Source organism: Mycobacterium sp. IDUB_19 (genome assembly GCF_055419445.1).
On sequence record NZ_JBVAXR010000026.1, the window covers coordinates 63441 to 77471 of the forward strand.

A 14031-nucleotide genomic window follows, 5' to 3' on the forward strand; every position below is an offset into this window, starting at 1 on the left:
GGAGGAACTCAGCCGGCGCCGGATCTACCACAGCTTCAACCCGCAGGGCGTGAATATCGTTGGCGCCTCGCTGTTGTCGTTCGGTAGCGACGAGCAGAAGCGCCGCTGGGCGGTACCGATCCTGCGCGCCGAGATCACCGCGTCACTCGGAATGAGCGAACCCAGCGCGGGCTCCGATCTCGCGTCGTTGCGCACCCGCGCGGTGCTCGACGGTGATCACTTCGTGGTCAACGGGCAGAAGGTGTGGACCTCGGGCGCCCACGATGCCGACGTCTTGCTGACGTTCGTCCGGACGAATCCAGATGCGCCGAAGCACAAGGGAATCAGCGTGCTGATCGTCCCGACCGACACCCCGGGTCTGGTGCGCCGGCCGTTCCCGTCGATCTGCGGTGCCGACGACCTGGATTTCAACGAGGTGTTCTTCACCGACGTGCGGGTGCCCGCGGAGAATCTGGTCGGCGAGCTCGACCAGGGATGGCGGGTGGCCAACGGCTCGCTCGGGCACGAGCGCACGATGATGTGGCTGGGTTTCGCCGATCGGCTCGACAACATGATCGACGACTTTCACCCGAGCACCGAGGTCGAACGCGATCAGTACGCCAGCACGATCATGGACAAGCAGGCGCTGCGGCTGCTCGGTTCGGTGGCTTTGGCCCGCGCCTCGCGTGGTGAAGACGACGTGGCCGCGATCTCGGTGCTCAAGCTGCTCGGGTCCGAAGCCGAATTGCGTGGCATGGATCTGGCGCTGACATCTGCGGGATCGGACGGGCTCGTGCACCCGGGTCTGACCGGGCCGTACGCGCACATGAATCTCGACCACTACTTCGCCAGCTGGTTCGAGCGTTATGCGCGAAGCTTTTCCGGCACCATCGCCGGCGGGACGTCGGAGATCCAGCGCAACATCATCGCCCAGCGCGTTCTCGGCTTACCGCGCGGCTGAGATCTGCTCGCGAGCAAAGGGTGCGTGCTAGACCGGGTCGAATTTGGTGATCAGCCAGGTGCCGTTGACCCGGGTCAAACTCACCAGCACGCTGCTGGAGGCCATCGAGGGGTCGGGGTTGTCCTTGCTGGTTGTGCTCTGGTCGACCAACACCAGCACGACGGCCGAGTCCGGATGTAATTCCTGAACCGCCGCCCCCAATACCCGAGCGTTGGTTTTCAGTGCCTTCTGTTTGGCTGCCGGAGCCACGATCTGTTCGGTGAACTGGTTGTAGTACGACAAGAAGTCCCCGGACAGGTGAGACTTGGCGGCGGCGAAGTCTTTGTCGAGTGTGTCGGGTGAGTAGGACAGCAACGCGATTGTTCCGTCGGACGCCGAATTGATGACTGCGTTCGCGACGCTGGCGTCGGTTTGTTTATCAGGCCGGTACTGCTTGAAGTACAGCCACGTCGCCGTGCCGCCGGAGATCAGCAGGAGCGAAATCAGAATAACGGGAACGACTTTCACCTTGCGCCGCGCGCGTTGCTTGCTACGTTTACTGCTTTTCGTTTGCGCGGAAGAGTCGTCGGCAGGGTCGACGCCGCCGTTGTCCTTGCTCATGGAATGAACTCCACTTTGGACATCTTGTATTGCCCACCGTCTTCTGTGACGGTCACTCGGAGCCGCCATCTGCGGGGTTCGTCTTTGGCGCCCGCGGCGTTGGTGATCCGCGAAGTCGCCGCGACGAGCACCAACGCGGAATTCCCGTCAATCGATTGCACGGCCGCCGCATTCACCGTTCCCTGGGTGACCACTTTGGACTGCTCGACCACCGTCGTGAAATCTTTTGCGCGCTGCTGGAAATCGTCCCTGAACTGGCCGGTCGAGCTGTCGATCACCCGCTGCACGTCCTCCTTGGCCCTATTGAAGTCCAAGGAAGTCATGTTGACGACACCTTGTCTGGCCCCGGCAGCGAAGTTCGCGATGCGCTGGTCGTGCTCCGTGATTTCATGGCGCTGCCACATCATGTATCCGCTGGCCCCGATGAAGGCGCAGGTGAGGATGATGGCCGCCACTTTCCACGTCACGGACAGCGATGGCAACCGCAGGCGTCGCCGGGAGCGGGCCGACTCGGATCCCGATTCTGCGTCTTCGGGCGTTTCGTCGGAGACTTCTTCCTCGGTCTCCGCGTCGTCGGCGTCGGTTACGTCCTCGCCGGTTACGTCCTCGTCCTCGTCGGTCTTCGCCTCGTCGGTGTCGGTGTCGGTGTCGGTGTCGGTGTCAGAGTCATCGGTCTTCGCCTCGGCGGTATCGGCTGCGTCCTCATCGGCGGCCGGGGCTTCTTCGGTGGTTTCGGTGGTCTCCGCCTCGGCCTCTGTCTCCGCCTCGGCCTGCACTTCGCGCCGGAGCCGGGCGGCACGGGCACGGGCACGCGCCGCGGCAGCCAGTGCTTCGGCTTCGGCGGCTTCCGCCTCGGCTTCCGCGATCAACGCCAAGGTGTCGGCTTTCGATGTGGCCGGGTCTTTCGGCGGTTTCTTCGCCTCAGCCATCCTGCTTACTTCCCATCGCTCTCACAAGCGACCGGCTCTTGTACGTCTCACGCGGCTACCATCGCACGAGCGAGAACGGGTAAGTGTTGGTGCCCCCTGGTGCGCCACCGCAACCCGTGTCGAACGTTGAGTCGACCTGACCCGCCAGCGTCACCGCATCCCACGAATACACGTCATGCGACGGAAAGAATTGGACCACGCAGCGCACACCGTCGGGCACATCGACGGCCATGGTGTAGCGGCCGTTGGACAGGTGAGCGTCACCCCGGTAAGGCGCCGCTTGCCCGTTGGGTTGCGGAGTCGCGTAGACGTTCAGGCATCCCGGCACTTTAGGAGTGCACGGGTTAAGCGACCAAATCCAGCTGTGGCCGGGATCCCGGTTTGTGTCCAGCCTGTAGTTGCCAACCAGCGTGTCGTCGGCGTGGGCGGTCGGCGTGACAGCCAGCGCGGCCGCGGCAAGCGCAAGGCTCGTTGCGAAAGTCTTCACCGGAGTGTCTCCCATCTCTGCACACGGTTGGCCTGAATATAGAGGGCCGCCGTGCTGAACAGAGCTACTCGGAAAAATTGGAGCAGTCAACAGCCAGTTCGTTTAGCCCTCTAGTCGATAACCGCGGCTTCCTTGCGCTCGGTGACCGGCCGGGCGAGTTCCTGTTCGTTGCAGATGCGCTGCAGCTTGTCGAGTGTTTCGTCGAGACCCGCGCCGACGGTGGGGCCAGGGGTGAACGTGGCCGGCAGTTTGCGCATGCCCTGGATGACGCCGATGCTCTCGTAGTGGACCGCGCCGTCGGGATCGCAGCGGTAGTCGGGCATCCGGTCCAGCACCGCGGTCAGCATTGACTTGAACACCGTGCGCGCCACGTTGGATCCGACGCAGCGGTGCACACCGATGCCAAAGCTGAAGTGCCGGTTACCTTTGCGGTCAAGTACTACGTCGTCCGGGTCGGCGAACACCGACGGGTCGCGATTGGCCATGGCCCACGAAATCCATAGCCGCTCACCCTCTTTGAACTGGTGTCCGTTGAGTTCGGTGTCATCGGAGAACGTCCGGCCGTCACCGGGGGCAGGGGTGAAGAAGCGCAGGAACTCCTCGGTCGCGGGGTCGAGCAGCGTGTCGCGGTTCTTGGACAGCCGCTCGCGCTCGTCGGGGTTTTGCGAAAGCCATTCCAGCGAGTGGGCGGTCAACGCGGTCGTGGTGTCGAAGCCGCCACCGATGACCAGGCCGAGGTTGCCGAGAATCTCCAGATCCGGGGCCGGCTCGCCGTCAATCCGCATTTGTAGCAGCCCATTGACGATGCCGGGTCGCGGATTCTCGCGAATCTCGTGCATGTTGGTGACCATGTCGAGGCCCATCTCCCGGTGCATCGCGGTGACCCGCTCGATGTCGGGGGAGTGTTCGGGGGTGTAGACGGCCGCGTGAACCGGCTCGCTGTAGAGGTTCCACTTCTTCAGTGGAATGCCCAGCATCGCCAACGTGAATACCGCGGGCACGATGTTGGCCAGGTCGTCGACGAAGTCGATGCGGCCTTCTTCGATCTTCTCGTTGAGGCAGGCGCGCGTCACGTCATGGATGAACGGCTCCCAGCGCTTGACAGCGGCCGGCGACAAATAGGGATTGAGCACGGTGCGGTAGATGCGGTGTTCGGGCTCATCCATCTCCAGGATGCCGCCGCGCACCGCGCTGACCCGGCTGGCGGTCGGGATCGAAATCCCTTTGTAGCCGCGACGTTCGTTGTGGATGTCGTGGTCGTTGGAGACCGCGGGGCAGCGGGCGAGCTCGAAAACCTCGTGGCTGCCGGCCGCGACCCAGTGCCCGCCGTAGGTCTCGGTCCACGCCATCGGGCACTTGGCGTGCATCTCCTCGGTGATCTGCTTGAACTGCGAGCGGTACTCCGCGTTGTGCCGGTCGAAGTGGTAGTGCTGCTTCTTACGGTCGCCGTCGCTCACGACATCGTCGACGCTCAAGGTGCTGTCTCCCTTTAGGTTTCGTCCGTGATCATGATCGCCTGCTCCGGGCACGAATGCGCGGCCTCGCGAACCTGGTCCTCCTGGTCGGCGGGCACCACCTCGTTGACGGCCGACGAACTCCCGTCAATGTCGCTGAGGCGGAATGAATCCGGCGCAATCATCGCGCACAGGGTGTGGCCCTGGCAGCGTTCTGAATCAACCCAGACCTTCACGATGTCTCCTCCGGGGCTGTAGTGCGGGCTCAGGTGTTTCGACCGCCGTTGACGCCCAATATCTGGCCGGTGATGTAACCGGCTTCCTCCGACACCAGGAATGCGCATGCGGCCGCGATGTCTTCGGGCTTACCGATCCGGCGCACGGGGGTCCGGGCGATGGTCTCGTCGATGTCGCCGAGATAGCCGCGCGCCTCGGCGCTGCGCAGCATCGGGGTGTCGATGAAACCGGGTGGCACGGCATTGACCGTAATCCCGCTCGGGCCGTACTCGAGCGCCAGCGACTTGGTGAGTCCGTTGACCGCCGACTTGGCCGCGACATAGTGAGACATATAGGGAGCGCCGGAATGTGTGCTCGACGACGAGATGTTGACGATGCGTCCCCACCCGGCCTCGACCATGTCGGGCAGCACCGCCTGAATCATATGGAAGACCCCGTGCAGGTTGACGTCGATGACGCGCTGCCAGTCCTCGAACGTGATGTTGCCGAACCGCTTGAATCCATCCAAGCCGGCGGCGTTGACCAGAATCGCCACCGGTCCCAGTTGTGCGCGGATCGCCGACAGCGCTGCGTCCACCTGGGAACGATCCGTCACGTCGGCGGTGAAAGACAGCTCGGCGTCCGACGGCCTGAGATCGATGGTCGCGACGTCAATGCCGTCGGCGCGGAGCCGATGCGCGACCGCCAGACCGATCCCGGATCCGCCACCGGTGACCACCGCGGTCTTCATGCCAAGGCCCCTAAGGTAGATGCGGCCGTCTCAGTCACAAAGAATCTCCTTCGCAATTATGAGAACCTTACTCTCACGCCGAAGTGGCGTGCAACATCACCATGAAACACCCCGCAGCCTGGGCTGAAAACCTTCGCAGGGTATCGTCTTCGCCGTCGCGGCGCTGGTCGGCCGTTCCTATGACTTTCTTGAATTCTCGAGACACGAATGTAAGATTCGCCCGGGAAGAGAATGAAATTTTCGTGACCGTCACCACAAGAGGAGCCGAATGCCAGCGCAGGTCACAGTGCCGGACGTCGCGGAAACCGCTGGTTCGGGGGTCGCGCGCCGCCTGTTGATCGACGGCAGTCTCGTCGCCGGACTCGCAGAGTTCTTGGCGCGCAAGACCTTCGCGGTTCCGGAGATGGGAGGCGATCAATGAGGCCGTTGGAGGGCATTCGCGTTCTGGAAGTCGCCATGTACGGGTTCGTCCCGTCCGCGGGCGCCGTGTTGGCCGAATGGGGCGCCGACGTAATCAAAGTCGAGCACGCGGTGACGGGTGACCCCCAGCGTGGACTTCGGCAGACCGGCATGTTGCACGTCGAAGGCGATCCGAATCCCAACATCGAGCACGCCAACCGCGGCAAGCGCAGCCTCGGACTCGACATGTCGGTTCCCGAAGGTCAGGAAGTGCTCTACGAGTTGGTCCGCCGCTCGGACGTGTTCTTGACCAGCTTCCTGCCCGGCGCCCGGCAGAAGTTCGGCATCGACGTCGACGACATCCGGGCGGTGAACCCGTCGATCATCTACGCGCGGGGCAGCGCGCTCGGGCCGCGCGGTGAAGAGGCGACCAAGGGCGGCTACGACATGACCGCCTTCTGGTGCCGGGCCGGAACGGCCGCCACTATCACTCCGATGGGGATGCCCGGCATGATCGCGCCGCCGGGACCTGCCTACGGCGACACCATCTCCGGGACCAACCTGGCCGGAGGCATCGCGGCGGCATTGCTCAAGCGCGAGCGCACCGGCGAACCGTCCGTCGTCGACGTGTCGCTGCTGGGCAGCGGACTGTGGTCGATGGGCCACACCGTCGCATTGACCAAGCACCTCAACCAGCGACTGGAAGCACCTCCGCCCGGTGTGCACGGCGCGCCGAACAACCCGTTGGTGGGGCTGTACACGACATCGGACGGCCGCTACATCTCCTTCGTGATGATGCAGCCGACGAAATTTTGGGCCGATGTGTGCCGGCATGTTGACCTGCCCGAGCTGGCCGACGATCCGCGGTTTGCCACCATCGAGCAGATCACCGCGAACACGGCAGAAGCCGTTGAGATCTTGACCAAGGTGATCGCAACCCGCACGCTTGCCGAGTGGAGCGAACGCTTTGCTACGTTGGCCGGGCCCTGGGCACCGGTGCAGGACACGTTGCAGGCGGCCGACGACACTCAAATCCGGGCCAACGAATATATGGTCCGCGCAGGCGAACTCGAGTTGGTCGCCAACCCCGTTCAGTTCGACGTCACCGCACCGCATACCGGACCGGCACCGGGATTTGCCGAACAAACCGACGAGATCCTGCAGGAATTGGGATTCGACTGGGACCGCATTATCGAACTCAAGACGGCAGGCGCCGTCACGTAACGCCGTCACTTAGAAGCGGAGCAGCCCTCAATTGTCTAAGCCGAATGTCACGTCTGTTCGGACCCGTCCGCCCGATCCGGGTGCGGCGGCCAAAAGTCGTTCGATAACGGTTGCGCGATTTTTGCTCCACCCGGACGTGGCATGAGTCACAATGTCCGGACGCTTCTCCCGCGACAGAACGGAGGACTGGCGTGAGGAAGGCAAGTACCGCCACGCCGGCGATAGATGCTGAATTTCAGCTGTCCGCCAGGCATTTCGAAGTCGGCGGTATCCGCTCGGGATCGTTCGTTGAGCCGAATTTACCTCAGCCGGTGCGCAACAACAAGACTGTCGGTCTCGTAACGTTGGGAAGGTCTGGGGCCGATGGCAATTAAGGGCCCAGACCACTGGTCAGCGGGATTGCCTGCGCTGAAACTGAAATGGGACTTCTCGGGGCCCATGCAGGCGGTCGGAGCGTTGTTCGCAATGTCGGCCGACGCGGTGAAGTTCGTGTTCGTCCGGCCGTTCCAATGGCGGGAGTTCTTGGAGCAGTCCTGGTTTGTCGCGCGGGTGGCGCTGGCTCCCACCCTGCTGGTAGCGATCCCGTTTACCGTCCTCGTCAGCTTCACGCTCAACATCCTGTTGCGCGAACTGGGCGCGGCTGACCTATCCGGTGCGGGTGCCGCGTTCGGTGCGGTCACCCAGCTCGGCCCCTTGGTCACGGTTTTGATCGTGGCGGGCGCGGGTGCTACGGCAATGTGTGCGGACCTTGGGTCGCGAACAATTCGCGAAGAAATCGACGCGATGGAGGTGCTGGGCATCAACCCGGTACAACGGTTGGTCACTCCGCGCATGTTGGCTTCTGGGTTGGTCGCCTTTTTGCTCAACAGCCTGGTCGTCATCATTGGCGTCCTTGGCGGCTACGTCTTTTCGGTGTTTGTGCAAGACGTGAATCCCGGCGCGTTCGCCGCGGGTATCACCTTGCTCACCGGCGTGCCCGAGGTGGTCATTTCGTGCGTCAAGGCAGCCCTTTTTGGCCTCATCGCCGGCTTGGTCGCCTGCTATCGGGGCCTGTCGATCACCGGCGGGGGCGCTAAGGCTGTTGGCAACGCGGTAAACGAAACCGTGGTTTATGCCTTCATGTCCCTGTTCGTCGTCAACGTGGTCGTCACCGCGATCGGCATCAAGATGACGGCGAAGTAGGGGCTGCCAATGGCGCTGAGGGCTGTATATCCGCGATTGAGCCGCCAATTCGAGAAACCGGTTGCCTCGTTGGGCCGGATCGGCGACCACACCCTGTTTTACGGTAGAGCGCTCGCCGGAGTACCCTTCGCAGCTACCCATCACAGGCGTGAAGTCGTTCGACTGATTGCCGAGATCAGCATGGGTGCAGGCACTTTGGCGATGATCGGCGGAACCGTCGTGATTGTCGGCTTCCTGACGCTGGCGGCGGGCGGCACACTGGCCATTCAGGGTTACACCTCACTGGGCAACATCGGCATCGAGGCGCTCACAGGCTTTCTGTCCGCGTTCATCAATGTGCGTATCGCGGCACCGGTGGTCGCCGGGATCGGTCTGGCGGCCACCTTCGGCGCCGGGGTGACTGCTCAGCTGGGTGCCATGCGGATCAACGAAGAAATCGATGCGTTGGAGAGCATGGCCATTCGGCCCGTTGCCTATTTAGTGAGCACCCGAATCCTGGCGGGAATGATCGCCATCACGCCGTTGTACAGCGTCGCCGTAATCCTGTCGTTCATGGCCAGTCAGTTCACCACCACGTTCTTGCTCGGACAGTCGCAGGGTCTGTACCAGCACTACTTCAACACGTTCCTCAACCCGATCGACTTGTTGTGGTCGTTCCTGCAGGCCATCATGATGGCGCTCACCATCCTGCTGATCCACACTTACTACGGCTATTTCGCGTCGGGTGGGCCGGCCGGTGTCGGCAACGCGACTGGTAACGCGGTGCGCACCTCGCTGATCGTCGTGGTGTCGGTCACGCTGCTGATCTCGCTGTCTATTTACGGTTCCAACGGCAACTTCAACCTGTCCGGATAGGAGGCAGACGTGACAGACAGATTCGGGCCGGGCCCCTTCGACCGGTCTGAAGCCGCCAGTGACGCGTCTCCCGTTGCCGCGTCACCGGGGCGCCATTTCGGTGCCCAGTCCTACGCGCGCCCGCTGGCGGGCCTGGCCACCGTGGCCGTCGTCGCCGTCATCTTCGCGGTGGCGGTGGGTCTGTTTCAGGGCTCCTTCACCGAAACCGTGCCGGTGACCGTGATTTCGCAACGAGCCGGCCTCGTCATGAACCCGGACGCCAAGGTCAAGATGCGTGGCGTGCAGGTGGGCAAGGTCGCCTCGATCGAATCGTTGCCCAACGGACAAGCCGCGATTCACTTGGCGATGGACCCATCGCAGTTGCACTTCATTCCCGGCAACGTGCTGGTCGACATCGCGTCATCGACGGTGTTCGGCGCGAAGTCCGTTCAGCTGGTGGAACCCGCCCAGCCCTCGGCGCAGCGGCTGCACAGTGGCCAGACGCTGCAGGGCCAGCACGTCATGGTCGAAATCAACACGGTGTTCCAGCAATTGGTGTCGGTTCTGTCCCACATCGACCCGCCGAAGCTCAACGAGTCACTGGGCGCGCTGGCACAAGCGTTCAGCGGGCGGGGCGCAAAGCTTGGCCAATCCCTGAGCGACTTGGATTCATTCCTGGCCAGGCTGGAGCCGAGCCTTCCCGCATTCCGGCATGACCTCGCGGTCCTGCCGGCGGTGTCCAACGCCTATGCCGACGCCGCACCGGACCTGGTAAAGACCGCCTCCAACGCGACCCGGATCAGCAAGACGATTGTCGACGAGCAGAACAACCTGGATGCATTGCTGATCAGCGCGATCGGCTTGGCCGACATCGGCAACGACGTGTTGTCGGCGAACCGCCAACCGCTGACGGATGTAATGCATCTGCTGGTGCCGACCACCGATCTGCTCAACGAGTACCACGAGGCGCTCACCTGCAGTTTCGCCGGTCTCGTACAGATTGGGCACGGTGCGCCACTGTCGGAGCCGAGCATCAACATATCGGCGAGCCTGACGTTGGGCGCCGAACGTTATCGGTATCCGACGAACCTGCCCAAGGTTGCGGCGACGGGTGGCCCGCAGTGCGTGGGTCTGCCGAAGCTGCCGTTCAACACGAACCCGCCGCAATTGATTACCGACATCGGCGCCAACGCGGGAGGGTACGGAAACCAACAGGCGTTGCTCAACTCCGACCTCCTCAAACAGCTCTTGTACGGGCCGATCGCCGGCCCGCCACGCAACCCGGCTCAGATCGGACAACCCGGATGAGAACGCGCTCTACGCTGATAAAGTTCGGGATCTTTGCGGTCGTGATGGCGATTCTTACCGCATTCCTGTTCTTCATCTTCGGCCAGTACCGGACGGGTTCGACGACCGGGTATTCGGCAGTGTTCACCGACGTGTCGCGTCTCAAGCCGGGGCAGTCGGTGCGAGTCGCCGGGATCCGGGTGGGCACGGTCGATAGCGTTTCACTGCAGGCGGACAAAAAAGTTGTGGTGAAGTTCGACGCCGACCGCAACGTCGTCCTCACCGAGGGCACCAGGGCGGCGGTCCGCTACCTCAACCTGGTGGGCGATCGCTACCTCGAACTCGTCGACGGTCCCGGCTCGACCAAGCATCTGCCGGACGGCGGTCAGATTCCCGTCAACCGCACCGCGCCGGCGCTTGACCTCGATCTCTTGCTCGGTGGACTGAAACCCGTTACCCAAGGCCTGAATGCGCGCGATGTCAACGCGCTAACCTCGGCATTGTTGCAGGTCTTCCAGGGGCAAGGCGGCACCCTCGAATCGCTGTTCGCCAAGACGACGTCGTTCTCGAACGCCTTGGCTGACAACGATCAAACCGTGCAGCAATTGATCGACAACCTCAACATCGTGGTCGGCACGGTTTCCAAGGACGGCAAACAGTTCTCCGGCGCGATCGATCGCCTCGAGCAGCTTGTCAGCGGGCTATCGAACGATCGCGACACCATTGGGCCCGCAATTGACGCCCTGGACAAGGGAACCGCCTCGCTGGCAGATCTGCTGGCCAGCGCGCGACCGCCGCTGTCCGGCACCATAGCTCAGTTGAATCGGCTGGCGCCGATACTCGATAACGACAAGGACCGCCTTGACGCAGCGATCGGCAAGGCGCCAAAGAACTACCGCAAGCTGGTCCGGCTCGGCGTAGCCGGCTCCACCATCCCTTACTACCTCTGCCAGTTAGAACTCCGCGGCACGGACCTTCAAGGCAAGACGGTGCATGCCAATGTCTTTAGGTCAGATGCGGGAAGGTGCACGGAACCCTAATGCTTAAGTATCGCGGAGGTGGCCGGGTAAAGGCCGGATTCATCGGCGTCGTCTTAGCGGTGCTGGTCATCCTGGTGGGCTTGTCGCCCGACCGGTTTGTTTCATGGGCGACGATGGTCCGGTACCAGGCGCTGTTTTCCGAAGCCGGCGGCATTGCGGCGGGCAACCCGGTAATTGTGTCGGGGATGAAGGTCGGAACGGTGTCGGATGTGTCGCTGCACCACGGCGATGCTCTGGTGACGTTCACGACGAAGGGCAACGTCCTGCTCGGGTCGGAGACCACCGCGCATATCCGCACCGGCTCGCTGCTGGGCGAGCGGATGCTGACGTTGGAGTCCACCGGCAGCGGCACGATGCACCCGATGACTCTCATTCCCGTCTCGCGCACGTCCTCGCCTTATTCGTTGACGGAAGCGGTCAGCGACTTGACATCGGACACCGCGGGCACCAACACCACTGCGCTGAATCAGTCGTTGGACACACTGTCGGCGACGCTCGACCAGCTCGCACCACAAATGGGTCCGGCCTTCGACGCACTCACCCGGTTATCACGCACTCTCAACAGTCGTAACAAGAACCTGGCCGACCTCTTCAAGAGTGCCGCCGACGTCACCGGTGTTCTTTCCGAACGCAGCCAGCAGGTCAACAAGCTCATCCTCAACTCCGACTCTCTGCTCCAAGTCTTGGTGGCGCGGCGACAAGAGATCGTGGACTTGCTGGCCAACACGTCGGTGGTGGCCAAGCAGCTGACGGCGTTGGTGCACGACAACGAAGCCACCTTGGCACCGACGCTGGAGAGACTGAATAGGGTGACCGGGGTACTGGAGAAGAACCGCGACAACATCGCCAAAGCGCTGCCGGGTCTCGCCAAATTCGAGATCACGGTCGGTGAGGGCATCTCCAGCATGTACGCGTACTCGGCGTTCGTCCCGAACTTCCTTGCCCCGCAGATCTTCCAACCGTTCTTCGACTACCTCTGGGGATTCCGCACCTTCGACACGTCTCGCGGTCCTGGATACCCTTCGCCGGTACCTCGGTCGCTGGTTCCCTTCCCGTACAACGCTATTCCACCGTGCCCGGGCTGTACGTTGGGCGGACGAATCGGCGGGTCGCAGTGATCTCCCGGATGCCGCGCGGCAAGCTGGCGGCCGTGGCGGCGGTTGTCCTGGTCGGGCTGATCGTTGCCGGCGCTGCCGTGCTCGTCCGTAATACGTTCTTCGGCCCACGGACGATTACGGCCTATTTCACCAGCGCCACCGCGATCTATCCCCATGACGAGGTGCGGGTATCGGGTGTCAAAGTCGGCAACATCGAATCCATTGAGCCGCAGGGCACACAGGCAAAGATGACCCTCAAGGTCGATCGCGACGTGCCCATCCCGGCGGACGCGAAGGCGGTAGTAGTCGCCCCGAATCTGGTGGCCGCCCGCTACGTCCAGCTCACACCGGCATATCGCGATACCGGGCCGGTCATGCACGACGGCGCAGCGATACCGGTGGAGCGAACTGCGGTGCCGGTCGAGTGGGACGAGGTCAAAACCCAGTTGATGCGGCTGGCAACGGATTTGGGACCCAAGAGTGGGGTATCGGGCACATCCGTGGGCCGTTTCATCGACAGCGCCGCCAATGCTCTCGACGGTAACGGCGACAAGCTGCGGCAAACACTCGGTCAATTGTCAGGAGTGGCCCGGATCCTCGCCAACGGCAGCGGCAACATCGTCGACATCATCAAAAACCTGCAAACCTTCGTCGGCGCGCTGCGGGACAGCAACGTTCAGATCGTCCAGTTCAACGACCGCCTGGCCACGCTCACCAGCGTGGTCAACGACAGCAAATCCGATCTGGACGCGGCGCTGACAGATCTGTCGACGGCGGTCGGCGAGGTGCAACGATTCATCTCCGGCACTCGCAACCAGACCAGCGAGCAGATTGCCCGGTTGGCCGACGTGACGCAGAACCTGGTCGATCACCACATGGCTCTGGAGAACATTCTGCACGGCGCGCCGAATGCGCTGGGCAACTTCTTCAACGACTACAACGCCGACACCGGAACGATCGTGGGAGGGTTCGGGCTGATGAACTTCGCGAATCCCACGTGGGGCGGCCAGCTTCTGCTGTCCGCTCCGGGCTGCGACCAAATCGGCGCCATCGAGAACGTCACCGCGGTCGAATCGGGCAAGCTGTGCGCCCTGTTTCTCGGTCCCGGATTGCGACTGCTCAACTTCAACAACTCGCCACTGCCCATCAACTTTATTCTGCAGAAGTCCATCGACCCGTCCAAGATTCTCTACACCGAACCACGCCTGGCACCCGGTGGCGAGGGCCCGAAACCCGGACCACCCGAGACTCCGCCCGCGGTGTCGGCCTATACCGGCCTGCCGGGTGATCCGGTGGGACCGCCGGGGGCCGTGCCACCGGAGCGGATACCGGGCGCGGCGATGCCGCTGCCGCCCCCGCCGTCGACACCGATGCCACCACCACCGGCGTCGAGTGTGTCGGACATGCTGCTGCCGGCCGAAGGGCCACAGCAATGATCGCCCGGGTTGCGGTTCGGCGGGTGTTGGTCGTCGGCTGTTGCGTGGTGTTGACGTCGTCGGGATGCGCATTCCACGGCCTGAATTCACTGCCATTGCCCGGTGCGGTCGGACGGGGGCCGGGGGCCAACATCTACCACGTCGAGCTCCCGAAT

The 14031-nt window shown here is 63.1% G+C and carries 15 protein-coding genes and 1 pseudogene; 10 read left to right on the forward strand and 6 right to left on the reverse strand.

The window, feature by feature from the left end; all coding sequences use genetic code 11:
• Positions 1 to 940 (forward strand): acyl-CoA dehydrogenase family protein (locus ACZY0B_RS19610; RefSeq protein ID WP_463765873.1); only part of this gene is annotated, 940 nt, incomplete at its 5' end.
• Between the two features lie 27 nt (positions 941 to 967).
• On the opposite strand, the gene ACZY0B_RS19615 is transcribed toward ACZY0B_RS19610, so the two are convergent.
• From ACZY0B_RS19615 to ACZY0B_RS19640, 6 genes are all read right to left on the reverse strand, one after another.
• Complete coding sequence (locus ACZY0B_RS19615; RefSeq protein ID WP_463765874.1) at positions 968 to 1540, reverse strand: hypothetical protein; 573 nt, start codon at positions 1538 to 1540, stop codon at positions 968 to 970.
• Positions 1537 to 2469, reverse strand: a complete 933-nt coding sequence (locus tag ACZY0B_RS19620; RefSeq protein ID WP_463765875.1) for a hypothetical protein — start codon at positions 2467 to 2469, stop codon at positions 1537 to 1539. The genes ACZY0B_RS19615 and ACZY0B_RS19620 overlap by 4 nt, the downstream gene beginning before the upstream one ends.
• Before the next feature lie 55 nt (positions 2470 to 2524).
• Positions 2525 to 2971 (reverse strand): hypothetical protein, encoded by a 447-nt coding sequence (locus ACZY0B_RS19625; protein ID WP_463765876.1) that lies wholly within the window; start codon positions 2969 to 2971, stop codon positions 2525 to 2527.
• A gap of 95 nt (positions 2972 to 3066) precedes the next feature.
• Entirely contained in the window at positions 3067 to 4431 is a 1365-nt protein-coding gene (locus tag ACZY0B_RS19630; protein ID WP_463765877.1) for a cytochrome P450, read from the reverse strand.
• A 14-nt stretch (positions 4432 to 4445) separates the two neighbouring features.
• Entirely contained in the window at positions 4446 to 4646 is a 201-nt protein-coding gene (locus ACZY0B_RS19635; protein ID WP_463765878.1) for a ferredoxin, read from the reverse strand.
• 29 nt (positions 4647 to 4675) lie between these two features.
• Entirely contained in the window at positions 4676 to 5377 is a 702-nt protein-coding gene (locus ACZY0B_RS19640) for an SDR family NAD(P)-dependent oxidoreductase (protein WP_463765879.1), read from the reverse strand.
• 268 nt (positions 5378 to 5645) lie between these two features.
• On the opposite strand from ACZY0B_RS19640, the gene ACZY0B_RS19645 reads away from it, so the two are divergent.
• The 9 genes and pseudogenes from ACZY0B_RS19645 to ACZY0B_RS19685 form a co-directional block, all read left to right on the forward strand.
• Complete coding sequence (locus ACZY0B_RS19645) at positions 5646 to 5798, forward strand: hypothetical protein (RefSeq protein WP_463765880.1); 153 nt, start codon at positions 5646 to 5648, stop codon at positions 5796 to 5798.
• Positions 5795 to 7000 carry a CaiB/BaiF CoA transferase family protein gene (locus ACZY0B_RS19650; RefSeq protein ID WP_463765881.1) on the forward strand — a complete coding sequence of 402 codons (1206 nt, stop codon included), beginning with the start codon at positions 5795 to 5797 and terminating at the stop codon, positions 6998 to 7000. Before ACZY0B_RS19645 ends, ACZY0B_RS19650 begins: the two co-directional genes overlap by 4 nt.
• Before the next feature lie 363 nt (positions 7001 to 7363).
• The gene (locus ACZY0B_RS19655) at positions 7364 to 8182 is read left to right on the forward strand and encodes an MlaE family ABC transporter permease (RefSeq protein WP_463765882.1); all 819 of its coding nucleotides are present in this window, start codon (positions 7364 to 7366) and stop codon (positions 8180 to 8182) included.
• A gap of 9 nt (positions 8183 to 8191) precedes the next feature.
• Positions 8192 to 9037 (forward strand): ABC transporter permease, encoded by an 846-nt coding sequence (locus ACZY0B_RS19660; protein WP_463765883.1) that lies wholly within the window; start codon positions 8192 to 8194, stop codon positions 9035 to 9037.
• 123 nt (positions 9038 to 9160) lie between these two features.
• Positions 9161 to 10324: an MCE family protein gene (locus ACZY0B_RS19665; RefSeq protein ID WP_463765891.1), complete on the forward strand. Its 1164-nt coding sequence runs from the start codon at positions 9161 to 9163 to the stop codon at positions 10322 to 10324.
• On the forward strand, positions 10321 to 11343 hold the full coding sequence (locus ACZY0B_RS19670) for an MCE family protein (RefSeq protein WP_463765884.1): 1023 nt from the start codon (positions 10321 to 10323) through the stop codon (positions 11341 to 11343). Before ACZY0B_RS19665 ends, ACZY0B_RS19670 begins: the two co-directional genes overlap by 4 nt.
• Positions 11343 to 12461, forward strand: coding sequence for an MCE family protein (locus ACZY0B_RS19675; protein ID WP_463765885.1), 1119 nt, complete (start codon positions 11343 to 11345; stop codon positions 12459 to 12461). The genes ACZY0B_RS19670 and ACZY0B_RS19675 overlap by 1 nt, the downstream gene beginning before the upstream one ends.
• Positions 12462 to 12469: 8 nt before the next feature.
• Positions 12470 to 13876, forward strand: coding sequence for an MCE family protein (locus ACZY0B_RS19680; protein WP_463765892.1), 1407 nt, complete (start codon positions 12470 to 12472; stop codon positions 13874 to 13876).
• Positions 13873 to 14031, forward strand: a pseudogene (locus tag ACZY0B_RS19685) (MCE family protein); the annotation flags it as partial. The gene ACZY0B_RS19680 and the pseudogene ACZY0B_RS19685, both read left to right, overlap by 4 nt.